The 25945-nt window shown below is 72.2% G+C and carries 21 protein-coding genes; 8 read left to right on the top strand and 13 right to left on the bottom strand.

All coding sequences use genetic code 11. The features are described 5' to 3' along the window. Positions 1-114: 114 nt before the first annotated feature. From OG948_RS30440 to OG948_RS30430, 3 genes are all read right to left on the bottom strand, one after another. Positions 115-648: an Lrp/AsnC family transcriptional regulator gene (locus OG948_RS30440; RefSeq protein WP_395865868.1), complete on the bottom strand. Its 534-nt coding sequence runs from the start codon at positions 646-648 to the stop codon at positions 115-117. A 122-nt stretch (positions 649-770) separates the two neighbouring features. Then, positions 771-2168 carry an NAD(P)/FAD-dependent oxidoreductase gene (locus OG948_RS30435; protein ID WP_406299512.1) on the bottom strand — a complete coding sequence of 466 codons (1398 nt, stop codon included), beginning with the start codon at positions 2166-2168 and terminating at the stop codon, positions 771-773. A 93-nt stretch (positions 2169-2261) separates the two neighbouring features. Then, the gene (locus OG948_RS30430) at positions 2262-3710 is read right to left on the bottom strand and encodes an aldehyde dehydrogenase family protein (protein WP_395865872.1); all 1449 of its coding nucleotides are present in this window, start codon (positions 3708-3710) and stop codon (positions 2262-2264) included. A gap of 282 nt (positions 3711-3992) precedes the next feature. Between OG948_RS30430 and OG948_RS30425 the strand changes: the two genes are divergently transcribed. The 3 genes from OG948_RS30425 (at position 3993) to OG948_RS30415 (ending at position 6776) form a co-directional block, all read left to right on the top strand. Continuing rightward, positions 3993-5459 (top strand): APC family permease, encoded by a 1467-nt coding sequence (locus tag OG948_RS30425; RefSeq protein WP_406299511.1) that lies wholly within the window; start codon positions 3993-3995, stop codon positions 5457-5459. A 136-nt stretch (positions 5460-5595) separates the two neighbouring features. Beyond that, the gene (locus tag OG948_RS30420; protein ID WP_406299510.1) at positions 5596-6168 is read left to right on the top strand and encodes a GNAT family N-acetyltransferase; all 573 of its coding nucleotides are present in this window, start codon (positions 5596-5598) and stop codon (positions 6166-6168) included. Between the two features lie 71 nt (positions 6169-6239). After that, the gene (locus OG948_RS30415; RefSeq protein ID WP_406299509.1) at positions 6240-6776 is read left to right on the top strand and encodes a hypothetical protein; all 537 of its coding nucleotides are present in this window, start codon (positions 6240-6242) and stop codon (positions 6774-6776) included. Here OG948_RS30415 and OG948_RS30410 read toward each other — a convergent pair. Beyond that, positions 6734-11521 (bottom strand): HEAT repeat domain-containing protein, encoded by a 4788-nt coding sequence (locus OG948_RS30410; RefSeq protein WP_406299508.1) that lies wholly within the window; start codon positions 11519-11521, stop codon positions 6734-6736. The genes OG948_RS30415 and OG948_RS30410 overlap by 43 nt on opposite strands. A 334-nt stretch (positions 11522-11855) precedes the next feature. Between OG948_RS30410 and OG948_RS30405 the strand changes: the two genes are divergently transcribed. Next, positions 11856-12287 carry a GNAT family N-acetyltransferase gene (locus OG948_RS30405; RefSeq protein ID WP_406299507.1) on the top strand — a complete coding sequence of 144 codons (432 nt, stop codon included), beginning with the start codon at positions 11856-11858 and terminating at the stop codon, positions 12285-12287. A 211-nt stretch (positions 12288-12498) separates the two neighbouring features. Here the strand turns inward: OG948_RS30405 and OG948_RS30400 are convergent, their stop codons facing one another. Beyond that, positions 12499-13737, bottom strand: a complete 1239-nt coding sequence (locus OG948_RS30400; RefSeq protein WP_406299506.1) for a carbohydrate-binding protein — start codon at positions 13735-13737, stop codon at positions 12499-12501. A 244-nt stretch (positions 13738-13981) separates the two neighbouring features. Here OG948_RS30400 and OG948_RS30395 point away from each other — a divergent pair, with 244 nt between their 5' ends. From OG948_RS30395 to OG948_RS30385, 3 genes are all read left to right on the top strand, one after another. Beyond that, positions 13982-14503: a hypothetical protein gene (locus OG948_RS30395; protein ID WP_406299505.1), complete on the top strand. Its 522-nt coding sequence runs from the start codon at positions 13982-13984 to the stop codon at positions 14501-14503. A 521-nt stretch (positions 14504-15024) separates the two neighbouring features. Next, positions 15025-15768: a GntR family transcriptional regulator gene (locus tag OG948_RS30390; RefSeq protein WP_406300369.1), complete on the top strand. Its 744-nt coding sequence runs from the start codon at positions 15025-15027 to the stop codon at positions 15766-15768. Between the two features lie 108 nt (positions 15769-15876). Continuing rightward, entirely contained in the window at positions 15877-17040 is a 1164-nt protein-coding gene (locus OG948_RS30385) for an ROK family protein (protein WP_406299504.1), read from the top strand. Between the two features lie 34 nt (positions 17041-17074). Here OG948_RS30385 and OG948_RS30380 read toward each other — a convergent pair whose 3' ends face one another. After that, the gene (locus OG948_RS30380) at positions 17075-17515 is read right to left on the bottom strand and encodes a nitroreductase family deazaflavin-dependent oxidoreductase (protein ID WP_406299503.1); all 441 of its coding nucleotides are present in this window, start codon (positions 17513-17515) and stop codon (positions 17075-17077) included. Further along, positions 17512-18150 (bottom strand): NAD(P)-dependent oxidoreductase, encoded by a 639-nt coding sequence (locus OG948_RS30375; protein WP_406299502.1) that lies wholly within the window; start codon positions 18148-18150, stop codon positions 17512-17514. Before OG948_RS30375 ends, OG948_RS30380 begins: the two co-directional genes overlap by 4 nt. A 102-nt stretch (positions 18151-18252) precedes the next feature. Here OG948_RS30375 and OG948_RS30370 point away from each other — a divergent pair, with 102 nt between their 5' ends. Next, positions 18253-18642, top strand: coding sequence for a winged helix-turn-helix transcriptional regulator (locus tag OG948_RS30370; protein WP_406299501.1), 390 nt, complete (start codon positions 18253-18255; stop codon positions 18640-18642). Positions 18643-18721: 79 nt separating this feature from the next. On the opposite strand, the gene OG948_RS30365 is transcribed toward OG948_RS30370, so the two are convergent. The 6 genes from OG948_RS30365 to OG948_RS30340 form a co-directional block, all read right to left on the bottom strand. After that, positions 18722-19771: an SIS domain-containing protein gene (locus OG948_RS30365; protein ID WP_406299500.1), complete on the bottom strand. Its 1050-nt coding sequence runs from the start codon at positions 19769-19771 to the stop codon at positions 18722-18724. Positions 19772-20025: 254 nt separating this feature from the next. Further along, positions 20026-21066, bottom strand: a complete 1041-nt coding sequence (locus OG948_RS30360) for a hypothetical protein (RefSeq protein WP_406299499.1) — start codon at positions 21064-21066, stop codon at positions 20026-20028. Positions 21067-21815: 749 nt separating this feature from the next. Continuing rightward, a complete protein-coding gene (locus OG948_RS30355; protein ID WP_406293165.1) occupies positions 21816-23057 on the bottom strand; it encodes an ABC transporter permease in 1242 nt (413 codons plus the stop codon). Continuing rightward, positions 23054-23830 (bottom strand): ABC transporter ATP-binding protein, encoded by a 777-nt coding sequence (locus OG948_RS30350; protein ID WP_406299498.1) that lies wholly within the window; start codon positions 23828-23830, stop codon positions 23054-23056. Before OG948_RS30350 ends, OG948_RS30355 begins: the two co-directional genes overlap by 4 nt. After that, positions 23827-25200: a peptidoglycan-binding protein gene (locus OG948_RS30345; RefSeq protein ID WP_406299497.1), complete on the bottom strand. Its 1374-nt coding sequence runs from the start codon at positions 25198-25200 to the stop codon at positions 23827-23829. The genes OG948_RS30350 and OG948_RS30345 overlap by 4 nt, the downstream gene beginning before the upstream one ends. A gap of 10 nt (positions 25201-25210) precedes the next feature. Next, positions 25211-25777, bottom strand: a complete 567-nt coding sequence (locus OG948_RS30340; protein ID WP_406299496.1) for a hypothetical protein — start codon at positions 25775-25777, stop codon at positions 25211-25213. Between the last annotated feature and the right edge of the window lie 168 nt (positions 25778-25945).

Genomic DNA, 25945 nt, shown 5'->3' with positions numbered 1-25945 from the left:
TCGAACGCGGACGTCCCGATCGGGCGACGTCACGGTGAAGTCGGCGATCTTCCACAACTGGCGGACGGGTGAGGCGGGAAACAGAGCTCGGTGGCTGGTGGGCGGCGACGGGCCTCAGCGGTTGTCGCGCTGGTCCAAGCCCGAACCCGGGGATATCTCCGGCGAGTCGAGCAGTGAGGACTCCACGCCGCCGACGCCCCAGCCGTACGCCAACTTGTGTACCTCGAGGACGAAGAAGGAGTCGGTGGAGAGCACCCCGTCGATCAGCAGCAGTCGGCGGTTGAGCAGGTCGGTGAAGTGGTCGGTGTCGCGGCAGATCACCTCGACCATCACGTCGTACTGCCCGGCGACCATCACCACGTAGGAGGTCTCCGGCAGTTCGCGCAGTTCGCGGCACACCTCCCGGGCGCTGCCGGGCCGCACCCGCATGCCGATCATCGCGAGTCGATCGAAGCCGATCGTGAGCGGGTTGGCGATGCCGACGATCTGGAGCGTGCCGCTCTCCTCCAGACGCTGCACCCGATAGCGCACCGAGGACGCCGGGATGCCCAGGTCCTCGGCGATCTGCTTGTAGGCACGCCGGCCATCGGCCTGGAGGATGGCGATGATGCGCCGGTCGATGTCGTCCAACGGGCCTGTGGGGTTCATGCGGCTGCTCCGAGTGTGCTGCGGCGCCGAGTTCGGCATGTCCTCTCGATCTTCGGCAGCCATCTTGCCCTGTTCCTCCCGCTCCCCGGGTACACCGGGCCCGCCGGCGCCGCTCGCGTCGGTCACGAGTCGAAGCCCAGGCCGAGGCGGTCGAGCGTGCGCAGCCACACATTGCGCCTGCCGTGCGCGTCCTCGCGGGCCATCGACCAGCGGGTGGCCTGGATGCCGATCCAGCGCGCGGGCTCGGGCGGGAACGGGATCGGCTTGCGCTTGATCATGGCCAGCTCCGTACGCTCGGACCGGGTGCCCGCGAGCAGGTCGAGCACCACCTCCGCGCCGAAGCGGGTGGCGCCCACGCCCAGTCCGGTGAAGCCGAGCGCGTAGCCGACCCGGCCGGCGGCGGCGGTGCCGGCGAACATGCAGAACCGGGTGGTCGAGTCGATCACGCCGCCCCACGCGTGCGAGAAGCCGACGTCGGCCAGCGGCGGGAAGGTCGCGGCGAACTGCTCGGCGAGCACGTCGAACGTCTCCGGGCGCTGGGTCAGCGCCTCCTCCACCTTGCTGCCGAAGTGGTAGATGGCGTCGTAGCCGCCCCACAGGATGCGGTTGTCCTCGGTCTTGCGCACGTAGTGGAACTGGTTGCCCGCGTCGGTGACGCCGTGCTCACCGGTCCAGCCGATCGCGGCGAGCTGCTCGTCCGTCAGCGGCTCGGTGGTGAGCGCGTAGTCGTACACCGGCACCATGCTCAGGCCGAGCCGGCGCAGCAGCGGCGGGAAGATGTTGGTGGCCAGCGCGACCCGACGCGCGCCGACGATCCCGTACGGGGTGGTCAGCCGGATCAGGTCGGTGGGCTTGGTGTCGATCGCGGTGACCTCGGTGCGCTCGACGATCCGCACCCCGGCGTCCAGGCAGGCCCGGCGCAGTCCCCATACCAGGCGGGCGGGGTCCAGGAGCGCGTAGTCGGGTTGCCAGACGCCCGCCGACCACAGCGGCGAGTCGACGTACGCCCGCAGCGCGTCGTGTTCGAGGTATTCGGCCTTCTCGCCGTAGCCGTTGGCGATCGGTACGGACTCGCGCAGCGCCTTCGCCTGCCATGGGGTGGCGGCCACCGCGACCTTGCCGGTGCGGGCGAAGCCGCAGTCGACGCCGTGCGCGTCCAGGTCGCGTTCGAACGCGTCCAGGTTCCGCGCGCCCAGGTGTTGCAGTGCGTCGATCTCGTCCGGCCAGCGCTGGAGCCCGTTGGCCAGGCCGTGGGTGAGGCTGGGCGAGCAGAAGCCACCGTTGCGCCCGCTGGCCGCGTGGCCGCAGGTGCCCTGTTCGAGCACGAGTACGTCGCGGCCGGGGTCGCGCTGCTTGGCGATCAGCGCGGTCCACAGACCGGTGTACCCGCCGCCGACCACGGCCAGGTCGGTCCGGGTGTCGCCGACCTGGCGGGGCAGCGGCTCGGGCCGCTCGGGCCGATCCAGCCAGAACGGTTCCTGGGCGGTGCGGCTCAGCGCGGTGCGGTGGGTCGGGGTCATGCGGTTTCCCTTGCGGGTTGTGGCCGATATGCGTGTTCTTGCTTGGCCTCAAGCGCCGGCCGGGCTGGATTTCCCGGCCGGCGCGGTCGAGGGCTAGAGGTTGATGACGCCCGTGCGGAGGTCGGACATGTCGAGCAGCGTGTGCTTGCCGCCGATCCGGCCCCAACCCGTACCCCGGTTGCCGGCTCCGCCGAAAGGCATGTTCACGTCCCAGAAGCACGTGCTGTCGTTGACCACGACCTGACCGACCGCCATCTCCTCGACGAATCGGTACGCCGCGCGCATGCTGCTCGTGAACACCGCGCCCTGGAGGCCGAGCTTGTCGTCGTTGGCCAGCCGCAGCGCGTCGTCCTCGTCGGCGGCGGTGATGATCGGCACGACCGGACCGAACGACTCCTCGCGCGAGAGCAGGCTGTCCACCGGCACCTGGTCCACGACGGTGAACTCGTAGTACAGGTCGGTCGGCATGCCCTCGCGGCGCTTGCCGCCCAGCAGCACCTTCGCGCCGCGCTCGTGCGCGTCGGCGATGTGCCGGTCCATCTTGGCGGCGACGCCCTCGTTGTTGAGCGAGCCCAGGTTGGTCGCGGCGTCGAACGGGTCACCGAGCACCACGTCCTCGGCGGCGCGCAGTACGGCGGCCACGAACGCGTCGTGCACCTCGTCCACCACGATCACCCGCTCGGTGGCGCAGCAGACCTGCCCGGCGCACAGGTACGCGCCGTACACCGCGGCCTTGGCGGCGGCGTCCAGGTCGGCGTCCGCCAGCACGACCAGCGGGCCGTTGCCGGAGCACTCCATGATCGAGCGCTTGAGGCCGGCGGTGGCCTGGATCTTGGCGCCGGTCGCGGAGGAGCCGATGAAGCCGATCGCGTCGATGCCGTCGTGCCGCACCAGCGCGTCGCCGGTGGCGCCCTCGCCCGGGAGGATGTTGATCAGGCCCTCGGGGACACCGGCGGCGACGAACGCCTCCATCGCCTTGAGCACGGTCAGCGGCGTGTTGGCCGGCGGCTTGACCACGTGCGCGTTGCCGGTGGCCAGGCCCGGGGCGACGAACTCGGCGAGCATGAGCAGCGGGAAGTTCCAGGGGGTGATGATGCCCCACGTGCCGACCGGCGCGTAGAAGGTCCACATGCGCTTGGTGCCGTCGGTGGAGGGCATCGTCTCGCCGTGCAGCCGGACCGCGTCCTCGGCGTGCAGGTGGAAGAGCTGCGCGGCCTCCTCGATGTCGGCGACCGACTCGGCGAGCGGCTTGCCCTGCTCCAGGGTCTGGAGGCGGGCCAGCTCGTCGACGCGCTTGGTGATCTCGTCGCCGATGCGGTGACACAGCTCGGCGCGCTGCCAGACGTTGACCTTGGCCCACGCGCGCTGCGCGGTGTTGGCGGCGGCGACGGCCTTGTCCAGGTCCGCGGCGGTGGGGACCGGGATGGTGGCGACGTACTCGCCGGTGACCGGGCTGATCACGTCGTAGCCCTCGGCGCCGGAGCCGTCCACGTAGGCGCCGTTGATGAAGAACTGATGGCGGGCGGAGCCGTTGCTGCTCATGCGGGGGGATCCCTCTCTGCTCTCGGGCGACGTGTACTCAGAGTTCATCAGCAACTTTGACCTGTCAATAGATCTCAATGAGCAACTTCCACAGGTCTCATTTGTCGAATGAACAAAGACGAACCCTTGACGTGGTCGAAAACTCGCATCTATAACAGGGCCATCAGCAGGGCCGACGACGACGCCGACACCGGCGCCCCCGGAGCCCGCGACCCCCTCCCCCAAGCGGCCGTCCCCCGGGGCTCACCCACCGGCCGCCTCCACCCCGCGAAGGGGATACAGATGTCCGCATCAACTCAGCCGGCCGCCCCCGGCGCGTCCGGCCCCGGTACGACCGACTCCGCGGCGAACCCGCCCGCGCTCGCCAAGAAGATGCGCTGGTACGACGGCTTCGCGATGTCACTGACCATGCCCGCCGCCCTGATCGCCTCGCTCGGCGCGTCGATCGGCGGCCTCGGCGCGTGGGGCGCGATCGCGCTGTGGGCCGGGTCGATGGTCCTGGCCACGATCGCCAACTGGATCTACACCGAGCTCGCCGCGATGTTCCCCGAGTCGTCCGGCGGCATCGCGCACTACGCCACCGAGGGTTGGAAGAAGCGCGCGCCGTTCGTCGGCCCGCTGGCCAGCATCGGCTACTGGTTCCCCTGGACGACCGCGCTGTCCGTGTACGCGGGCATCATCGGCTCCCTCGTCCAGGCCCAGTGGTTCAAGGGTCAGGACTGGACGCTGGACCTGGGCTTCGCCGAGCTGACCTTCCCGATCGTGGTCGGCATCGCGGTGATCGTGCTGCTGTTCGGCGCGGCCATGTTCGGCCTGCACGTCGCGATGTGGGTCGTCTACGTCACCGGCGGCATGCTGCTGGTGCCGCTCGCGGTGTTCATCGTGCTGCCGTTCGCCAGTGGCGACTGGAGCGCGAGCAACCTGCACTGGAACCTGCACGGCGCGGCGGGCATCCGCGAGTCGCTGGTGTGGCTGTACGTGATGGCCTGGACCTCGTTCGGCGTCGAGGTCTGCGCGACCTTCGCGCCGGAGTACAAGGACACCGTCAAGGACACCTCCCGGGCGCTGCGCGCGGGCGTGCTGTTCTCCCTCGGCGTGTTCATCCTGCTGCCGCTGGCGCTGGCCGGGTACGTCGGCGAGGGCGCCATCGCGCTCGACCCGACCACGTTCTACGTCGGCGCGTTCAACGACCTGGTGGGCGGCGCGGCCGACCTGATGGTGGTCTTCCTGATCGCGTCGCTGCTGCTGATCATGATCACCGGCCTGGCCGACGGGTCGCGCGTGCTCTACAACATGGGCAAGGAGGGCACCACGATCAAGCAGGTCGGCGTGCTCGACAAGCGTGGCGTGCCGGCTCGGGCGCTGATGATCGCGCTCGTGGTCAACGTGGTCATCCTGATCGCGCTCAAGACGCCGCTGGCGATCATCGTGACCGGCAACCTGGGCTACATCCTGACCCACATCCTGGCCATCTCGGGCTTCGCGATGTTGCGCAAGGACCGCCCGGACCTGGCCCGCCCGATCCGACTGCCGGGCTTCTTCGTCCCGTTGGCCTGGCTGCTCGCCGCGTTCCTGACCGTGGTGTTGGTGGTCGGCGCGACCGGCTTCTCCATCACCGGCTACGGCGGCTTCAAGGAACTGGGGATCGCCTGCGGGGTGTTGGTTGCCGGCGTGGCGTTGTGGCTGTACCGCACCAAGGTCCAGGACCCACGCGACGCGGCTCACACCGGGTCGACGCACCGCGGCTGACCCGAGCCCACGACGAACGAACGGGGTCCCGCGCCCGGCGCGGGGCCCCGTTTCGTCGTCGACACCCGGATCCAGCCCCGCTCCACCGCCGGCCGGTTCACGGCCCCCGTCGGAGCCCACGAGGCACACTCGACCCATGTCCACCGACTCGCGACCTCGTTCCGCCCACCGACTACCCGCCGCCGTCGCGTTGACCGGCCCCGGCATCCAGCTGCGCGAATGGACCGACGCCGACCTCCCGTTGCTGGTCGACCTCTTCGACGAGGTCGAGACGGCCCGCTGGACCCCGCTCCCCTCGCCCTTCGACGCCGACGCCGCCCGCGAGTTCCTCGCCAAGGCCCGACTGGCCAGGGCCGAACACCGCGCCGTGCAGTTGGCGGTGACGCTCGACGGCGACGAACCGTGCGGCGTCGTCATGTTGTTCCTCGGCCTGGACGAGCGCCCGGATCAGGCCGAGTTGGCCTACGCGATCGGGGCCGCCCATCGCGGGCGGGGATTGGCCGCGAAGGCGGTCCGGTTGATGACCGACTTCGCCTACCGCGTGGTGGGCGTGCCCGCCGTGGGGCTGCGCATCCCGCCGGACAACGTCGCCAGTATCGGCGTCGCCCGGGCCACCGGCTTCGTCCGCGGCGACGCGCCGCCGATCGTCCGCGACCGCCGGGGCAGTGCGTTCACCCTGGATCTGTGGTTGCACCGCCCGGTTCCGTGATCACCGGATCACCGGGATTTATCGGTTTCCACTGACATGGGTTGTCAGGGGATCGGGCCTACCGTCCGGCCATGTCCTTCACCGCGAAACTCCTGCGCGTCCACTCGCCGATCGAGGTGGCGGGTCGGCGGATCAAGCGCTACCACGTCACGCGCGATCCACACGGGATCGATCCCGCCGTCGAGGCCGCCGCCTACGCGATCCTGCCCGCGTTGTTGCCCGAGCCGGACGGCACGCCGCCCGCCTCGTTCGTCGTGCTGCATCGGGGCGCGGACGACGGGGCGTATCTGAATGTGTACAGCTGGGTGTGGGACAACACCCTGCACTTCGCCGGTGTCGCGGCGGGCCAGCCGGTACTCGGCTGTCCGGACCGTGATCCGACCAACTTCGTGCGGGTGGAGCGGTCGTTGATCGGCTGCGTCTGGGAGTTGCCGCCGATCCTGCACGAACGCGACGCGTGGGTGCGGCACATTCTCATCCCGGAGTCGCCCGACGGCCCCGACCTGGACGCCTACCTCGCCGACTCGCTCCCCGACGGCAGTACCGAGGACCGGGCCGGGTACGGTCACCTCGGGGCGGCCTCGATCCGGTCGCGCAGTTCGGTGTAGCGGGCGCGGCGGTCCGGGCGGGCGTGTGCGGCGGCCTTGCGCAGTGCGGGCAGCACGGGCACGCCGATCCGGGCCAGTGCCTCGGCGGCGGCTTCGCGAACCACCGTATCGGCGTCCCCGAACAGGGTGACCAGGGCCGGAACGGCGGGCTCCCATCCGGCGTGGGACAGCGTACGGATCGCCATGCGCACGATGTCCCGACGCGGATCGGCGAGCAACCCCTCGGTGTGCCGCAGGTATGCCGAGCGGTCGAGCAGGCGGCGCGAGACGCGATGCGCGTGCAGCCGCACCCTCGGGACCGGATGGCTCAGCAACTCGACCACGAGGTCCCGTACTTCGTCGTCGCCGCCGTGCTCGTCGGCGAGTCGGGACAGGGCCCGGCGGGCCTGTTCGGGCCCGTCGCCGCGGACCGTGCCGATCAGTTCGTCGCGGGTGGGGCGCTCGGCACCGGCGGGTACCGAGCGGGTCCGCAACGCGGCCAGGGCTCTGCCGCTCCGGGTCGCGGCGTCGACACCGAGCAGGAACCCGTCGGTCAGGTTCAGGCGGTCGGCGAGGTCCGTGCGTCCCTGCACCCGCAACCGGCGCACGGTCTCCGCGAGTTCCGGGGTGCGCCGGGTCGAACGACCCGCAAGCAGGTCCAGGAAGCCCCAGCGGCCGGCTTCGAGTCGGGTCCGCAACACCTCGGCGAGCGTGTCGGTGGGGATGGCCCGGGTGGCGGTGAACACCTGGGCCCTGGTCGCCGGTGCGCCGTTCTCCCACCAGGAGACCAGGTGCGGCGCCATCCGCTCCGACTCTTCCACCGACATCAGGGCGCACAGCCTCGCGGCCCGTTCCCGACCACCGTCGTCGTAGTCGGTGAAGTCCGTGACGCCGAGCAGCGCCCGGGCGAGCCCGGGCCGCGGCGGCAGGTCCGGCGTGCCCCGCAGGTAGGCGTCGAGCGTGGCCCGCCGCGCCTCCGGCTCGTCCCAGCCGCTCAGCGTGCGCGCGGCGGCGGTGCGGCGCGCGGGTTCGGCGGTGGTGAGCAGGGCCAGCAGGCGTTCGCGCTGCGCGGTCGAGCGCGGTTGGTCCAGGTCGGTCGGATCCGGCACCCGCGGCGCGGCGGCACGTGCCACCCGCGCGGCCCGTTCGGCCAGGACCCACGCGGGTGCGCCGATCGGCTGAAGCTCCGTCAACCAGTCGAGCAGGGGCGCACGGCAGGCGGGATCGGCGGTCGGAAAGGCGTCGATCAGCGCGTCGACGCGCGCTCGGGAGTCGATGTCCGCGCAGCCGGCGGCGCCGGCCTCGGCATCGGCTCCGGCTCCGGCTCGCGCCCGGAAGGCGACGAAGGCCGGGAGCGAGCGCACCGCGTCGTCCAGGGCGGACCGCCATGCCGCGACGCGGGCCGACGCGTCGGTATCGACGGCCGCCACGCGGCGGTCGCGCGGCGCGACACAGCCCACGGCCGAATCGGACTCGCCGGCACGCCGATCGGGCTCGGCCGTCGCCGCGTCCGCCCCCGCCGCGTCGGCCCCCGCCGCATCCGCCCCCGCCGAGTCGGCTCCCGCCACCGGCACGAACACGACCCTGAGCACCTCGACTTCCGCCTCCCACGGATTCGGCCCCGGCCGCGCTCCGCTCAATGCCCGATCCACGTCGTCCCGGGTGAGTACCGCCCCACACCCCCACAACACCGCCAACCGCGCCCGACCCGCGAAGGATCGCGCCGGCAACGCACGAACGCGGGCCGCCAGGACGAATGCCGCGACCTCGGACAACGTGTCGGCGATGCCTTCCAGCACCTCCCCCACCCCGCCCACGGCGCCGAGTTCGGCGGCGAGCACGTCGTACGCGTCCGCGAACGCACCGAGTTCGGCGGCCGACCACGGCGCGGGGCACACCTCCAGCACAAGGCGCAACACGGTGGCCCGATCCGCCGGCCGATCCCGCGCGACCGCCAACATCCGCGGCAACGCCTGCCGCAGGTCGGCTCGTTGCCCGACAGCGAGGTCCCCCGACCGCGCCGCCAGCCGCAACACCGCGCGCGCGTCGTCGTGATCGGCTCGCTCACCCTTCCGGGCGAGCGTGATCAGGTCGACCCGTGTCCCGGCGTCGGCGTCCTCGCCGACCGCCGGCTCCGGCAGCGCGATGTCGTACGCCGCGAACTCCGCGGTCAGGTCCCGCAGCCGGCCGCGCTTCAACCGTGTCGTGCCCCGCGCCAAGCGGGTGAGCAGCAGCTCCGCGAGCGGGGATCCGCGCCGGACCAGGGCCGCCACGGCCGGCACGGACAACTCCCCCGACAACGCGTCGAGCAGCAGCCCGCGTTCGCGCGCGTCCGTCGCCCGCTCCGCCGCCGACAACACGCACACCGCGTACGCCTTCCGCCCCAGGATGAACCGGAGCGCACGCGTCAGCGACTCGCGCAGGCCCGGGTTGTCGTGCCGGCCGAGCCACCGCAGCAGCGCCGGGACCTGGGCCGGCGTACCGGTGTCGATCAGCGCCTGCGCCGCCGTCTTCTTGATGTTCATCACGGGGTGGTCCAGGCACGCCGCGATCGCCTCACCCGCCCACCGCGCCCGCGCGTGGCCGAGGGCGAGCAGTGCCTGACGCACCGTCTGCGGGTCGGCGGCCGAGGTGAGCGGGATCAGGCTCGCGGACAGGGATCGCGCGGCGTCCAGGTCGGCGTCGTGCGCGAGCAGTGCGATGACGTGCTTGCGCACGTGCGGATCACGGTGTCGGATCAGGTGGTGGACACGATCCTTGACGTGTGCGGACGGTACCCGGCCGAGGAGTTCGAGCAGGACGGCCAGTTCGGCGTCGGTGACGCCACTGCGCTCCGACAGGCCGAGCGTGAGATCGACGACCAGCGCCTCCCGCGCCGCCTCCGGTGAGGACGCGTCGAGCAGGCACACCGGACGCAACGCGCGGCGCCGGTACAGGCGTTCGCCCAGGTCGCCGATCGCCTGGTACACCTGGCCCGGCACGACCGGTTCGGCGGCCTCCTCGCCGCGGTTCGCGACCAGGTCGCTCACCACGCGCAGCAGCAGGTCCGCGAGCACGGGAATGCTGCGCGCGTCGCCGTGCTCGGCGAGTCGGCACAGCGCCACGCCGGGCCGGAGCACGTCCAGGGCCGAGGTCCGCACCGCGAGTTCGTCCGGGTCGGGAATGCCGAGATCCGCTGCGACGCGTTCGGGCAGCCCCCGACGGTTGAGCCGCGCGCGCAACGTCCGGCGCGCGGCCGGGTCGTCGGTGAGGTGCCACAGCACCTCCAGCGCGAGGCCCGCCACCGGACGCAGGTACGGCGCGACCACACCGTCGGGGTCGGTGACACCCAACGCCTCGCGCAGCGCCTCGACCGTGCGTGCGCCGCCGATCGCCTCCAACGCGCGCAGCGCCGCCCGGGGCGCGCGCGGCACGGTGGCGAGGACGGCGTCCTCCGCCTCCCGGTAACGCAGTTCGCGCAGGACGGACAGGATCGGCTCGGGTCGGGTCGAGCCCGCGAGGCGCGCGGTGAGCACCTCGCCGACCGGCAGGTCGGGGGCGCCCTGGGCGGCCAACGCGCGCAGCAGTTCGACGCGCCGGGCCTCGTGCGGGTCGTCGTCCGCGACCGCGGTCAGGACCCGCAACGCCTCGTGCCGCACGGTGAACAGCACGATGGCGACGTCCGCGGTGGACACGCGGTAGTCGGCGAGCGCGATCTCGATCACGGCCGGCACGTCGTCGGCCCGAACGAAGTGCCCGCGTCGATGCATCGCCCGCAGACACGCGACGAACGGCTCGGCGAACAACAACGGGTCCGTGCCCGCGAGCGCCGACAGCCCTGGCGTCTCGCCGCGTTCGGCGAACTCACCGACCGACTCCAGGGCGCGCCGCCGCCGGCGCCCCGGCAACCTCGGATCGGCCGCGATCTCGCGCAGCAACCCGGACAGCCCGAACCGGGCCGCCGTCTCGACGGCTTCGGGGTAGGCCGACACCAGCCGCCGCAATGCCGGCTCGACGCTCGCGGGTGCGTCGCCGGCGGCCCACGGTTCGGCCAGTTCGGCCAGCGCTCCCGCGACCACCCGCGCCCCGCCGGCCGGATCCAGCAGTTCGACCAGCCATCCGCGCGCCTGCTCGGGCCCGAGCAGCGCGCCGTACACCGCCTCCCGAACCACGCCCAGCGCGGCCGCGCGCAGCACCGGATCGGGCCGCGCGACCAACCCGCGCAGGTAGCCGTCCAGGTCGGCCGGCGCGTCGGCGTCGATCGCGCGCACCACCTGGTACAGCTCCTCGCCCGGTGGTTCGGCCCGCACGGTCGCCTCGGGTCGGGCGATGATCTCCGCACGCAACCAGGCGATCCGAACCTTGGCCGGCCACCCCGCCGACCGCCGTTCCGGCACCGGGACGCGCAGTCGCGCGTACGCCTCGGCCAGCACCACCGCCGTCTCGGCCGAGCCGACCGACACCGCGGACGACTCCGAGCCGGCCGCCATCGTGGACGGCAGCGCCGCCCACGCCGCGGACAGCAAGGGCGCCGCCTCCGCGACGGAACCCTGATCGGGCCGCCCGGCGCGTTCGCGGAGCAACACCACCCCGAGGTGGCGCAGCACCGGGTCCGCATGCCCGATCAGCCGCCGCAACACCACGACCGGGCACGGCGTCCCGTCGAAGTAGGCGGAGAGCCGGCCGACGTCACCCCGACGCAGGGCGTCCGTCACGGCAGCCGGCACCGCGTCCTTCGCCGCGTTTGTCACCGCGGCCTTCACGCCGGCCCGGTCGGAAGTCGTCATCGGTCGATCCTAGGCAGGCCGCCGATCCGGGCACGAACGAGTATTCGCCCGGGGTGACGGCGCTCGACGGACACCCGCCCGCACCGGGCACACGACACACGATCCCTCCGGCCCACCGGCCCACCGGCGCCCCGACTCGGCGGGTCCGCGGTGCCGCCCTTGCCGTCGGGCCGCCGCGCCGGCTACGTTCGCCACCTCACCGCCCGCCATGCGGTCGGGCCCCGGCCGAGCGAGGAGGTGTGCGGCGGATGCGCGCGAGTGCCCGGATGCCCCGAATCGGCCCCACCGGTTTCGAGCGTCCTCTTCCCGACCCGCGCCCTTCGCTGGAGTCTTGTTGCCCACGCACCTCACCCCGCTGAGCGACCCCGCGCAGAGCCCGGCCGGTCGCCGACTGGCCTGGCCGGCCTCCGATGCCGACGGGATCCCGCTCGGCTCGGCCTTCCTGCGGCTGTTCACCAGGCCCGGGCAGGACCACCTGGCCGAACTCGACCTGCGGGTCCACCCGGCCGAGCGCCGCCGCGGCACCGGCGGTCGGCTCCTGGCCGCGGCCGTGGAGGCGGCCCGCGCGGACGGGCGCCGATCGCTCCTGGCCCAGGCCGAGGCGATCCTCCGAGCCCGGGACCGGCACCCGGATCTGGCCGGTCTGTGCACCGACACCGCCGCCGAGAACCGCGCGATGCTCGCGATCAACGACGCCCTCGGCTACCGCCCCACCCACCGGTCCACCGAGTATCAACTCGACCTGCTCGACCTGCCGACCGACTGAGACCGCGTCGGCACGCCCCACCGTCGGGATGGCCGCGTCGCCACCACCCCACCGGGACCGCCGCATACGCCGACGGACCGGAGTTCGCCACATCTGCGACTCCGGTCCGTCACGCGCTCACCGCGGCGTCGTCACGCCCGGCGGCGCCGGTATCTCGGCGGCCGGGTCGACCGGCGCCGACGATCATGTACTCCGGACATCGGTGCTCCGGTCAACACGCGCCCAGGTCCTGCCACACACCCCACTGGCCGGTCGTACCCGGCTCCTCGCCCTGCGTCCACCACTTCGCCTTCCACGAATGCCCCTTGTGCGACACGGTGTTGTTCGCGACGTAGATCGCCGCCCGGTCCCACGCCGTCGTGGTGCACGTGCTCGGCGGCACGGTGGTCGGCGGGGTCGTCGTCGGCGGGGTCGTGGTGGGCGGCGTGGCACCCGCGAACCGTACGGAGAACTTGGTGAAGTCCCAGGCCCCTTGCGGCACGCTGCTGCACACGCCGGAGGTCTTGCCGTTGTTGTCCGGCGGTGTGCACTGGCGGTCCCGGTTGACCGACCAGTTCGTGAAGCGCGCCATGTGGTGGGCGACCGCGTAGTCGTACACGGCCTGGAAGTCGGCCTGGAGGAAGTACTCGCCGGTGTCGCTGCGTCCGTTCATCTGCGAAACACCCTCGTGCGCATAGGCGGTGGCGGCATCCCATCCGAACGTGTTCCGCAGGATGGTGTTGAAGTTGGTCAGCGCCGAGGTCTGCGCCGCGGCCCCGTTGAATCCGCCGTCGAACGGCATGATCGAGAAGTTGTCCGGGATGAAGCCCTGCGCCTTGGCCTCGTTCAGCATCTGCTTGCCGAACCAGCCGGTGCCGTCGGCGGTGGCGGCCGTGGTCACCGAGAGGTAGATGCCGGGGTTGCGCTGCTGGATGATCCTCGCAGCGCCGATCTCGTTGCGGATGGCCGCGGCGTTCTCGTACTCCGGCTCCTCCAGGTCGAAGTCCAGTGCCTTGAGCGAGTATTTGTCGATCACCTGCTGGTACGCGGCGGCGGTGGCCTCGGGCGTGCCGCAGGTCTGGCCGAGCTTGGTGCCGCCGTAGCCGCCGGCGGACGCCGAGACGTCGCCGCCCTTGGCCCGGATCGCTGCGATCACGCCCGCCACCGCGGTGTCCGTCGCGGTCGGCTTGGTGCCGTCCCAAGTCGGCGTACAACCACCGCCGTTGGGGGCCAGGATGAACGCGAGCTGGAACGCCTTGAGGCCGGTGGCGTCCATCACCGCGCCGGCGTCCGGCGGATCGTTGTCGAGCGGCATGAGGTAGGGGGCGGCGGCGTACCAGTTGCTGCCGATGCCGGCTGCCGGGGATGTGGCGGGCCCGGCGGCGGTCGCACCGCCGGTCAGCGCGAACATCGAGAGCAGACCGGCCGACGCGGCGGCCGCGGCCAGGACGGGGACGAAGCGACGGACCACGGGGGACTCCTGTGGAGGGGCGTGGTATAGACCAATGGCCAAAGGGTGGCCCTCCGGTTCCGGGCCGTCAATACATTGGACTGGACCAATTTTGCCGAACTTCGAGGCGCACTCGCGGCCGACCGCGACGCGCCGGCGGCACCCGGCGGCATCACCCCGGGCGCTCGGCGGCAACGCCCGGGACCCGAACGCGTCACCCGGACGGTTGGGTATCACTCCGGGCAATGCGGGCAGGCGTCCCGGCATGTCAACAATCGACGCCATGTCGGGCATCGACATCCCCGCCCCGAGCCCCCGACCGCCCACGCCGGCGCAGGCGGCCGCGACCACCCGACCGACCGGGCGCCACCGCCGAGCCCGACGCCGCAAGGGCCGCCTGCGCCGACGACTGCTCGCCTACCGCGAGGTGGATCTGGTGCACTCCGCCGATCCCGCGCACGACGGCGGCGCATGCCTGCTCCTGGTGCACCGGCGGCGGATCGTCGGCTGCGTCACCTACCGGGTCTGCCCCCTGTGCGCACTGGGCGTGATCACCGAGGTGCGCGTGCGCGAGCCCTTCCGCGACACCGGCCTGGGCACCCGGGCCCTGTCCCATCTCCAGGCCACCCACCCGGGCACCACCTGGCACAACACCGACCCCGCCCGCCTCATCGCCGACCTGATGCGTCGCATGCGCATCCCCTCCACCCCCACCCCTCCCTCCTGCCCCCACCCCCTCGCGACCCCACCGGGCCCACCGGGCCCACCCCGCACCGAGACGCCGTGACGGACGACGCGCCTCGGTCCGCGCCGACATCGGGTCCGTCCGGTCCGGCATTCGATGTTCGACGTTCGATGTTCGTCCGCGCGTTTCCCGAATGGGGACGTCTTTTCGTCGGGTCGTCTTCGCGGTCGGGCAGGCTCCGGGCATGAGCCCTCGTCGGGAGTCCGCTCCCTGCCGGGCCTTGCCGAACCGGGTCGGCCGACCGCCCACCGCGCGGCCCCGGATGCGCGGGTGGCGTGGAACGAGCGGGTCATCGGAACGCCCCCGCGCGGTTTCGCAGTCACACCGGATTCCGCTCGCGACGCCCGCCCCCGGATCGGGCGGCGAACCATTCGCGCAGGTCAGCGCAGGAGACACCGCATCGAGCGGATCGGTGTGAGCCAGGTCACCGGGAAGTTCGACCGACTTGGTCTGGACCTTTCGTGGTCCAACGCGGTTATATTCAACCGTCTTTACTAAACCGAGCATGCAATAAGTCCGCGCCGCGCAGGCGTCGGCCAGCCGAGGGGGCGTCCGTGAGCAGCATGGCGACATTGCCGGACGAAGCGGTCTTCGGCGAGCCCAAGTACTGGCAACTGCGCACGTCCTTGCTCAAGGCGATCGACGAGGACTTCAACTCCGGCGACATCCTGCCCAACGAGCGCGAACTCGCGGCCCGTTTCGGCGTCGCCCGCGCCACCCTTCGGCACGCACTGGAGCAGCTCGAACTCGAAGGCCGCCTGGTCCGCAAGCGCGGCGCCGGCACCACCGTCGCCGGCCCGCGCGTGGACGTCTCGCTCAGCGCCGACGGCGAGGGCTGGCCGGGCGTGGACCTGCGCGACCGCGAAGTGATCGACTGCGCCACCGTGCCGGTGACCGACGAGTTCGCGGACACCCTCAAGGGCCGCCCCTCGGCCCTGGTGCACCGGCTGCGCCGTCGCCAGTTCTCCATGCGCCAGGTGGTCGGCCTGGAGTGCCTGTACGTCTCGCGCGCCGTCGTCCCGTCGCTGTCCACCCGCGTCCCGGGCTTCGAGCGCGCCTCGCTGATGCTTCGCCAACTGCGCGGCCACCGCCTGGAGGGCCGGCACCGCGCGGTCGAACTGGGCGTGGCCGAGGCCGAGGAAGCCCGTTACCTGGAGCGTCCGCCGGGTACGGCCGTGCTGATCGTGACGACGACGTACACCGCGCTCGGCCGGACCGCCGCGGTCACCGTGGCCACGTATCGTGCGGACACCTGCCGGCTCGCGTTCGCCGAAGCCGGGCCGACCGCGTTGCGGCCCGCGTCCTGATCCGACGGGAAATCTGGGTACCATCCGCGCCTGAACGACGACGTGCACGACGGGCGCGCGCGCCCGGACGAACGTAGCGCGCGACGGCGCGATGAGAGGACAAGAGCTGTGGCACAGGCGACCGGCGGGGACTCGTCCGTGGTCCGACGGATCAACTCCGCCGCGACCCTGCGCGCGCTGCGCGGTGGCGAGGTGCTGACGGTGACCGCGCTGATGGAGGCCACCGGGCTGTCCCGCCCCACCGTCGAGGGTGTCGTGGACGGACTGCTCGCCGAGGGCCTGGTCGTGGAGACCACCACCGCCGAGAGCGAGGACGGCAGCCGCCCGCGCGGCCGGCCGGCCCGACGCTTCCGCTTCCACGCCGAGGCCGGCCACCTGCTCGGCGTCGACGTCGGCGTGCACCACGTCCGGGTCGTGCTCGCCGACCTCGGCGGCACGATCGTCGGCCGCGCCGCGCGCACCGTCGAGGAGGACTGCGAGGCCGAGGACCGCCTGGAGCGAGTCCGCGGCCTGATCACCGAGACCCTGCGTCGGGCCCAGATCTCGCGCGGTTCGTTGTGGGGCGTGGGCATCGGCACACCCGGGATCGTGGACACCGAGGGTGTGGTCACGCTGTCCTCGGCGATGCCGGGCTGGACCGGCCTGGACCTCGCCGGCCGACTCGGCCGCTCGTTCAGTTGTCCGGTCCAGGTGGAGAACGACGCCAACCTGGCCGCGATCGGCGAGCGTTGGAAGGGCGTCGCGGTCGGCTCCGACGACATCGTCTACGTGATGGCCGGCCTCAGCCCGGGCGCCGGCTCGTTCATCAACGGCCGCCTGCACCGCGGCTTCGGCGGCGCCGCCGGCGAGATCGGCGCGCTGCACCTGCTCGGCCGGCAGGTCACCCCGGAGAACCTGTTGTCCACCACCGGCACACCGCTGCCGCCGCTGGACGAGGCGGCCGTCGGCGAGGTGTTCCGGCACGCGGCCGCGGGCGACCCGACCGCGACCGAGGCGGTGGACCGGTTCGTCCAGCGCCTGATCCACGACGTCACCGCGCTCGTGCTGGCGCTCGATCCGGAGATCGTCGTGATCGGCGGCTGGGCGGCGGGCCTCGCCGACGCCGTTCCGCCGCTGACCAGCGAACTGCGCCGGCTGTGCCTGCGCATGCCACGCGTCGAACTGTCCGCCCTGGGCGCCGACGGCGTCGCGCTCGGCGCCGTACGGGTGGCCCTCGACCGGGTCGAGCACCGCCTGTTCGCGGTCGAACACACCGGCTCCGCGAGAGCGTAGGGCCTGCCCGGGGGAGCCCGGCCGGCCCGCACCCTCACCCGATGCCCGCGAGCGCCGCCGCCCGCTCGATGATCACCACCGGGATGTCCCTGGTCGTGCCCTCCTGATACGCCTGGTACGACGGCATCGCCGCCACCATCAGCCCCCACAACCTCGGCTTCTCCGCCGCCGTCGCGGTGCGCGCGTGGGCCGGCACGTCCGTGGCCCCGATCCTGATCGTCACGGCCGGATCGGCGACCAGGTTCAGGTACCACGCCGGATGCCGCTCGCCGCCCCGGTTCGAACCGGCCACGATCCATCGATCACCGTCGCGCGCGTACACCAACGCGGTCCGCCGCAGCAGCCCCGACCGGCGCCCGCGGGTGGTCAACAGGAGGTCGTCGATCCCTTCCCGAGCCTGCCCGTCGCTCTCCACGAAGCGCCGGATGTGATCCGCCACCCACGGATCGGGGCTGTCCACGACCGACCCGCTCATCGCCCGTCCTCGATCCCGACGTGCACCCCGCGCAGCTTCGGCGTGTCGATCTCGTCCAGCAGCGCGATCGCGAAGTCCGGGTAGGACACCCGGCTTTCCGCGTCGGCGGGCGCGACGCGATGGTGCCCGGTACGGACGCCCTCGTGGTCGAAGTCGCCCGCCGGGCTCAGCACGACCCACTCCGGCCCGGCCTGCGACGCGCTCAACGCAGCGTTGCCCTCGGCGTGCGCGAGGAAGAACGCCCGGTACTCCTGCGGGTATCCCGGCGTATCCATCAGCAACTCGCCGGACTCGGTCGGCAACACCGAGGCCAGGCCCACCCACACCAATCGCCCCACATCCGCCCGGGACAGCCCGTCCAACAGCGCCCGCACCGCCCGCCCGAAGAAGTCGCCCACCGGCGCCGCCGGGTCGTACACCGCCGCGACCGCCGCGTCGTGGCCCGCCGCGAGTTCGGCCACCGCGTCCGCGTCGGTCACGTCGCCCGCGACCACCCGTACGTCCGAGTCGGCCAAATCCGGGTACTTCGCCGGATCGCGCACCACGGCGGTGACCCGGTGCCCCCGGCGCAACGCCTCCGCGACGGCCGTGCGTCCGGTCCGACCACCCGCGCCGAAAACGATGATGTCGCTCATGGATGCCACCCCGCTCGTCCGGGTCGATGCCTTGTCTCGACCACCGCCGCGAACGCTACCCAGGGCCCTGGTTACCTCCCGGATACCAACTACGCTGGGCCCATGAGCGAGGCGACCACGGAACCCCTGTCCGCGGACATGTTCGACCCCGTCTGCCCGTCGAACCTGTCCCCGATCCGGTTCGGCGACAAATGGGCGGCGATGATCATCCGCTGTCTGGAGGGCGGTCCGCGGCGCTTCTCCGAACTGCGCGTGCCCATGCGCGGCGTCACCGCGAAGGTGCTCACCCGGTCGCTGCGCACGCTCGAACGCGACGGGCTGATCAGCCGCACCGCCCACGACGCCCCGGTCCGCCGGGTCACCTACGCCCTCACCCCGCTGGGCCGCAGCATGCTGGTCCCGATGGCCGCCGCGTGCGATTGGGCGGCGGCGAACTGGGACGAACTCCTGGACGCCCGCGAGGCCGCGACCGACCTGGACCGCACGGCCTGACAGCGCCCACCGACGGGCTCGGCGACTCCCGCGTCCCGGTCGACCACCGCGTCCCGGTCGACTCCCGCGTCCCGGTCGACTACCGCGTCTCGGTGACCTTCGCCAGTGCCCGAGGCGCGTCCGGGTCGCAGCCGCGTCCCAGCGCGACCTCGCGCGCGAGCAGTTGCAGCGGCAGGATCTCCAGGATCGGCGACACCTCCTCGGCGACCCCGGTCGGCAACACGAAGCCCCGACCGTACTCGGCCACCGCTTCGGCGGACCCGATCACGTACAGATCCGCGCCGCGTTCGCGCAGCCGGTCCAGCACCGGCCGCAGCGCGGTCCCGCCCGCGCCGTCCGGTGCCACCGCGAGCACCGGCCAGGCCCGGTCGACGATCGCGAGCGGGCCGTGCATCAGGTCCGCGCCGGAGAACGCCTGCGCGCCGATGTAGCTGGTCTCCATGATCTTGAGCGCCGCCTCGCGCGCGGTCGGGTACCCGTAGCCGCGCGCGGTGACCACGAGTCGGTCCGCGAACCGGTACCGCTCGGCGGGCGCCTCGATCTCGCCCTGCCGCTCCAGGATCGCGCGGGCCGCCTCGGGCAGCGTCCGCGCCGCCTCGCCGGTGCCGCCCCGAAGGTGGTCCACCAGCAGGAACAGGGTGAGCAACTCGGCGGTGTAGGTCTTGGTCGCGGGCAGCGCGAGTTCCGGGCCGGCGAGCACGTCCAGATGCAGGTCGGACTCGCGCGCGAGCACCGAGTCGGCGTTGTTGGTCACCGCGAGGGTGAGCGCGCCGTCCGCGCGGGCCTGCCGGGCGGAGGCGATCAGGTCCGGGGAGCCACCGGACTGACTCACCGTCACCACCAGGCAGCCGGCCAGACGTTGCCGTGCACGGTAGGCGGTCGTGGTGGACATCGAGGTCAGGCCCGCCGGCAGGCCGAGCAGCACCTCGGTGAGGTAACGCGCGTACAGCCCCGCGTTGTCGGAGGTCCCTCGCCCGGTGAACAGCACGAACCTCGGATCGCGCGCCCGGATCTCCTCGGCGACGGCGCGGATCGCCCCGAGCCCCTCGGTCAGGATCCGAGCCAACCCTGCGGGCTGGGCCGCGATCTCACCGGCCATCACCGACCCGGGCACGAGGGAAACGGTCATGACGGCGGTACCTCCGGCTGCGACGAAGCGGAGCACGAGGTGATCCCGACGTGCCTCGACCCGCGCCGAAACAGGGCGTGGCGCGGTGGACCGAAGGTATCCACCACGCCGAACGAGACGCAATATTGGTCTGGACCACTCCCTCTCGAACCACAAAACGCCGAGGGGCCGGAGCAGGCCACGCCCATGCCTTGAAACCCCGACCTCCGCACCAACCACAACGGGCCGAGCGGGCGGGTGACCATCCAGCCGAATCAGGCGTTCTCGCGTGTTCGCTCGGGAACGACCTCCGGGTCGGACTCGGCCCTCCGCCCCGACCGCCCCGGAGGCAACATCCCGCGAACCCACGTACCCGGCATCGCCCACAACACCCGCGCCCGCGCCCGAGGGCCCGAACTCAGTGCGGCCATCCTCGCCCGAGGGCCGTCCGTCCAGGCCAACCACCGCGGGCGCGTACGCCCCGCGAGCAGACCCAGGACGATCGCCGCGCCCACCGCGATCAGGTGTTCCCGGCCGGCCAGGTTGGGCAGGACGAGCGACTCCAGGACCATCGACCCGCCGGTGATGGTGAAGAGTATGGGTGCGCGGTGAATGATCGAGAGGTACGTGAACAAGCCCACCACGGCCGCCGACGGACCCGTGTCCAGCACGTGCGCGGCCGACGAGGGCAGCCCGATCGCGTGGTCCGGGCCGATCGCGATCATGATCCGGGCACCCATCGTGCCCGCGAGCGTGGTCACGTAGGCGACCATCAGCGTGCGGCCCGCCCCGAGCGAGAGCTGGGCGATGGCGAAGGCGAGGAACAACTGCGTGATGCCCGCCCAGACCGGCAGGTTCAAGGCGGGCACGAACAGCGAGATCGGCGTCCGCAGCAGCGCCAGCCACAGCGGCAGGTCGGCACTCACACCGCCGAGGAGGCGCACCGCGGTCTTGCCGGTGGGGGTCTGCCCGATCGCGTGGAAGAAGATCACCGCGGAGCTGGCCACCACCGCGAGCGTGAGCCCCTTGCCGCGGGTGCGCCACAGTTGCCGGACCGGATCGGCGACGATCCCGCGCCACTCACCGCACAGGGTCCGCCACAGGAAGAGAAGCAGTTGCAAGGGCGCGGACCACAACCGGCCGCGCCAGCCGCGCGGTGCGGCGGACGAACCTTCGCCGACCGGCTTCCGCACGGTGTCCTGGGCCATCGACTCGGCACTGTCGGGCACCCGAGCCCGGGTGAGCGTCCCCGCCGGGGCGGACCCGCCGGCGCAGTCGTCGCCGTCGTCCCGGCGATCGTCGAGAACGCGCAACACTGCTGACCAACCCCCAACGACTCGTCGAGTCCGACAGCCACGGACCCGGGCCGGTGGCGTTGTGGCATTCACCACGTCCTGCCCTCAGCTGCGCCATCGTAGGACGAGGACACGACACACCGGTCGGAGTGTTGACGCTGGGCGGACGCTCCGCGGTTGCGACAGATTCCGGTCGGCCGGGCGATGCGGTAGGTGGTGAACCGCTTTCCACACCAAAGATTACCGACTGCCGGCGCCGGCCATCGTCAACCGAATCGATGACTTCACCATGCCGAGGTCATCATCTGGTCGTATGAAATCCCTCCCCACGCCCTGCCGACCTGCACCGATGCCCAGGGCGCCGGATGCGACCCGGTACGCCGACAACCGCTCGCTCGGCGGTTGGTTCGACGGCTGGTAGGCGGAACGGGCGTGCGGCGTACGAAATTCACGCCCGTGACGTACCGAATCCATCCGATCGCGGATGGTGAGATCCGTGGTCGGGCGGCTTCGAGCATCGCGTCGAGTGGTCGGGCGCGGGACGCGTACCCCGGGCCGTCGAGGGGCGAACGCGGTCAAGTCTTGCCCAGCTGGTGCCCAGGTTTTGCCCAGGTTCTGTTAAGGCGGCGTCGAGAGTCGAGCCGACGCCGCGGCCGGCCCCGACCCGAGCCGGTGTCACCCGGCTCGGGCCCGAACCGGCCCATCCGCGACGTGCCTTCGGCACTTGGCACTCGGCGCCCGGGCCTCGCGACGCCGCCTGCGTCCCGTCCTCAGCCGGAGCTGAGTGCCTCGGTTGGTGGTAGTCGTGCGGCGCGGCCGGCCGGGTAGAGGCCGGCGAGTGCGCCGATGGCCACGGATGCGGCGACGCCGCCGAGGATGGCGGGCCAGGGGAGTACGAGTGGCCATCCCTGGGCGTGGGCGTATGCGCTGGTGACGATCAGTCCGAGGAGGACGCCGGCGATGCCGCCCATGCCGGAGAGTGTGACGGCCTCGGTGAGGAATTGGAGGCGGATCTGGCCGCGTCCGGCGCCCAGGGCTCGGCGCAGTCCGATTTCCTGGCGGCGTTCGAGTACGGAGATGACCATGGTGTTGGCGACTCCGACGCCGCCGACGAGGAGGGCGACCGCGCCGAGGCCGACGAACAGTCCGGTGAAGGTGTTCTTGGCGGCGAGTTGTGCCTCCAGGGCGTCGGAGGGGCGGCTGACCTTGACGCCGGCGGGGTCGGCCGGGTTGGCGGTCGCGGCGAGGACGTTGCGTACGTCGTCGACCGCGTCCTCGGCGGAGCGTTCGTAGATCCGGGTGGGGTGTCCGTCGAAGCCGAGCACCTCCCGCGCCGCCGACCAGCCGACCAGTGCGGAGAGGTCCACCTCGGGGGCCAGCGGCACCGGAGCCAGGACGCCGATGACGGTGAACCACCGTTCGCCGATCCACACCTGTCGGTTCGGCCCGTCGACGCCGAGCAACTCCGCCGCCCGCGCGCCGAGCACGACGGTGGGGTAGCGGGAGGTGGCGGCGTTGAACCACTGCCCCTTCGCCACCCGGCCGCCGATGGTGTCGAGCAGGTCCTCGCGGGTGGCGGCGACGGTGATGCCCTTGGTCTCGCGGGGGTCGATGCGGTCGGTGCGTCGGACGCTGCGGCCGTCGAGTTGTGCGGTGGCGCTGGCGGAGGTGACGGGGCCGATGCGGCGGACCATGTCGACGGCGTCCTCGGGCAGGGGTACCTTGCCGCCGAACATGGAGTCGCCGGGTCCGACCGAGAGCATGTTGGTGCCCAGGCTCCGGATCTGGTCCATGAGTCGGGCCTGGCTGGCGGTGCCGATGCCCAGGACCGCGACCATCGCGGCGATCCCGATCGCGATGCCCAGGCCGGACAGGACCGCGCGCATCGGTCGGCCGCGCACTCCGAGCAGGCCGACCCGCACCACGTCGACGGGCCCGAGCCGGGCCGTCCCCGGCAGCGGCACCGGTGCCGGTGCCGGTCGGGGGGCGGTGTCGTGATCGCGCGTCGTCATCCGGGCACCCCCACCGGCTGGTCTGCCGATACGCCGCTCGCGCCGCTGTCGGCGTGGATGCGGCCGTCGAGGATCTCCACCCGGCGGGGCAGCGATCGGGCGATCCCGGGGTCGTGGGTGATCACGACGATGGTGGTGCCGTCCGTGTGCAGTTCGTGCAGCAGTCGCATCACCGTCGCTCCGGAGCGGGAGTCGAGTGCGCCGGTGGGTTCGTCGGCCAGGACCAGTGCGGGTCGGGCGACCAGCGCGCGGGCGATGGCGACGCGTTGGCGTTCGCCGCCGGACAATTCGCGGGGGACGTGGTCGAGTCGGCTGCCCAGGCCGACCCGGGCCAGCGCGTCGGCGGCGCGTTCGCGGCGTTCGCGGACCGGGATGCCGTGGTAGTAGAGGCCGTTGGCCACGTTGTCGACCGCGGTGAAGTGCTCGGTGAGGAAGAACTGCTGGAACACGAAGCCGATCCAGTTGGCCCGCACGCCGGAGAGTTGACGGTCCCTCAGCCGCGCGACGTCGTGCCCGAGGAGGCGCACCACCCCCTGGGTCGGCCGGTCCAGGGTGCCCATCAACTGGAGCATGGTCGACTTCCCGGACCCGGACGGCCCGACCACCGCGAGGAGTTCGCCCGCCCCGACGGTCAGGTTCGCGTCGATCAGCGCCCGCACGCCGCCGGGGTAGGACCGGCCGACCCCGTCGAGTTCGATCACGGGCACCGGGCCGTGAACGCCGGGTGGTCCCGGTTCGGCCGTCTTGCGCGGCGTTCTGCGATGTCTCCTCATGCCTTGGGCACCCCGACCTTCAGGCCCTCGGTCACGCCGTCGCCGGTCACCTCGACCCGCCCGTTCGCGAACATCCCGAGTTCGACCTTCAGCAGTCGGGTGCCGCCGTCGGGTTCGAGGGCCTCGACGCCGTAGCCGCCCTCGGCGAGCGCGAGCAGCGCGTTGACCGGGACGGTGAGCACGCCCTTGCGCTCCTTGCCGGTGAACCCGACGGTGACCGGCGCGCCGTCCAGGGTGCCCGCGTCCTTGGGCTGGTCGAGGGCGATGTCGACCGGGATGGTGGCCTTGTCCTGACCCTGCGGTGCGCCGCCCTGGGACTGCTCGCCCTCCTTGGCCACGGTGCCGACCCGGGTGACGGTCCCGGTCGCGGTCCTCCCGCCGGGGAGGGTGACCTGGACCTTGGCGTCCTTGTTCGCCAGCGTCTGCTTGTTGACCGGCAGGTTGACGGTGACCCGGCGGCCGGTGCCGCTCGCCTTGAACAGCGGCCCCTGCGAACCCGCGCCCAGGACCGCGGTCACCTCGCCGACCCGGACCGAGTCGGGCAGCACGACCGCGTCGCCGGGATCGAACCGGCCGGTCTGCCTGTGCCCCATGTCCTTCTGCCACTTCTTCACCGCGGCGGCGGTGGTGTCGGTGAACTTCTCGTCCACGGTGAACCCGCCGTACCCCAGGGCCTGGAGGTTCTGCTCCAACTCGCGGACGTCCGCACCCTTGTCCACCCCGACGTACAGCGCCCGCCAGAACGGCGTCTCGCCGTAGAACAACGGCACCTTCGTCCCGTCCCGCCCGTACACCCGATCACCACGCGACAACGTGTCGCCCACACCCGGAAGCCAGGTGACGGTCCCGGGCCCCGCGTTGTTCCCGGCATCCGGCGGCGAACCACCCTGACCGGAACCCCCACCCGAACCCGACCCTCCACCCGAACCCGACCCTCCACCCGAACCCTGGGGCTGATTGCCGCCACCCGGGCCCTGCGACGGCGGCGGAGTGCCGCCGCCCTGCGGCTTGTTCCCGCCGCCCGGGGGCGGGGTCTCCTTCTCCGGACCGGGCGCGGCCGCGTTCACGGAGTACGTGCCCGCGTATCCGAGCTTGCCGTCCACGTTCTGCCGCTCGACCAGGTCCACCCGGGTCACCGGCACCGCGTCCAACTTGGTGCGGTTCGCGGATGCCTCGGCGTCGCCGCCGCCGTCCGCGAGCAGAACGGCCGCCGCGCCGCCCGCCGAGGCGAGCACCAGGGCCGCCGCGAGTGCGCGCCGCCGACGGCGCCGCCGACGCTCCCGCGGATACGCCGAACGGTCCGGCTCCGCCGGGGCCGGCGCGGCTCCGTCCTCGTACTCGTAGTGCTGTGGGGTGTCGATCGAAACCACGTCGCCGCCCCTACTTCTTCTTCTCGAACGGCGGAACCTTCTTGTTGCACACTTCGAGCGCCTTGGTGGTCTTCTCGTCACCCGCTTCGAGCGTCACCATGCCCGTGCCGTCGCCCATGTCGACGCCGTTCTCGCGCATGCACTCCGCGTTCTTGGCCTGCCACTCCTTGAACTTGGGGTCGTTGGGGTCGAAGTCGCTCTTCGGCTGGTACTTCTCGCACGCCTTGAGCGCGTTCTCGGTCTTGGACATGTCGCCGTCCGCGGGGACGCCCATCGCACTCATCGCACCGCCCTCGCCGGGCTCCGGGTCCGGCATGTCGATGCCGTGCTCACGCATACAGCCCGCGAACTTGACCATCTGCTCGCGGTCCGAGGCGTCACCCTTCTTGCCCGAATCCGACTGGCCGCCGGCCTTCTCGCCGCCGCCACCGCCCGAGGCCACCTTGTTCTTCGCCGAGCCGCCGCCGTCGTCACCGCACCCGGCCGTGCTCAAGGCGAGGCCACTCGCCAGAACCACCCCGACCGCCAACCGCAGCGCCAGGGGTCGTCCCGATCCCGTGCGCCCAAACCTCGTCATCACTGCCGCTCCCGCCTGTTCGTAGGGCCTGTGGTCGTGCCCGCCCCGACGTCGTCGACCGATGTCGGCGTCGAAGTCGAAGTCGAGGCGTGCGACAGCAGGTCTACGCGGCAGCGCGTTACCGGGCCGTCTCCCGAATTGGTTATCCGGAGCTAACACGGGCTCGCG

It is taken from the genome of Embleya sp. NBC_00888, assembly GCF_045207655.1.
In the GTDB taxonomy this organism is placed as follows: Bacteria; Actinomycetota; Actinomycetes; order Streptomycetales; family Streptomycetaceae; genus Embleya.
The sequence above is the reverse complement of the archived record's forward strand: the minus strand, read 5'-3'. Positions and strand labels throughout refer to the sequence as shown.

Coding starts and splice junctions, on each gene's coding strand:
- OG948_RS30380 (WP_406299503.1), bottom strand. CDS start 17,515: ATGAGCGGGTCGGTCGTGGACAGCCCCGATCCGTGGGTGGCGGATCAC.
- OG948_RS30365 (WP_406299500.1), bottom strand. CDS start 19,771: ATGACCGTTTCCCTCGTGCCCGGGTCGGTGATGGCCGGTGAGATCGCG.
- OG948_RS30425 (WP_406299511.1), top strand. CDS start 3,993: ATGTCCGCATCAACTCAGCCGGCCGCCCCCGGCGCGTCCGGCCCCGGT.
- OG948_RS30390 (WP_406300369.1), top strand. CDS start 15,025: ATGGCGACATTGCCGGACGAAGCGGTCTTCGGCGAGCCCAAGTACTGG.
- OG948_RS30375 (WP_406299502.1), bottom strand. CDS start 18,150: ATGAGCGACATCATCGTTTTCGGCGCGGGTGGTCGGACCGGACGCACG.
- OG948_RS30430 (WP_395865872.1), bottom strand. CDS start 3,710: ATGAGCAGCAACGGCTCCGCCCGCCATCAGTTCTTCATCAACGGCGCC.
- OG948_RS30350 (WP_406299498.1), bottom strand. CDS start 23,830: ATGAGGAGACATCGCAGAACGCCGCGCAAGACGGCCGAACCGGGACCA.
- OG948_RS30415 (WP_406299509.1), top strand. CDS start 6,240: ATGTCCTTCACCGCGAAACTCCTGCGCGTCCACTCGCCGATCGAGGTG.
- OG948_RS30410 (WP_406299508.1), bottom strand. CDS start 11,521: ATGACGACTTCCGACCGGGCCGGCGTGAAGGCCGCGGTGACAAACGCG.
- OG948_RS30340 (WP_406299496.1), bottom strand. CDS start 25,777: ATGACGAGGTTTGGGCGCACGGGATCGGGACGACCCCTGGCGCTGCGG.
- OG948_RS30370 (WP_406299501.1), top strand. CDS start 18,253: ATGAGCGAGGCGACCACGGAACCCCTGTCCGCGGACATGTTCGACCCC.
- OG948_RS30420 (WP_406299510.1), top strand. CDS start 5,596: ATGTCCACCGACTCGCGACCTCGTTCCGCCCACCGACTACCCGCCGCC.
- OG948_RS30440 (WP_395865868.1), bottom strand. CDS start 648: ATGAACCCCACAGGCCCGTTGGACGACATCGACCGGCGCATCATCGCC.
- OG948_RS30435 (WP_406299512.1), bottom strand. CDS start 2,168: ATGACCCCGACCCACCGCACCGCGCTGAGCCGCACCGCCCAGGAACCG.
- OG948_RS30355 (WP_406293165.1), bottom strand. CDS start 23,057: ATGACGACGCGCGATCACGACACCGCCCCCCGACCGGCACCGGCACCG.
- OG948_RS30395 (WP_406299505.1), top strand. CDS start 13,982: ATGTCAACAATCGACGCCATGTCGGGCATCGACATCCCCGCCCCGAGC.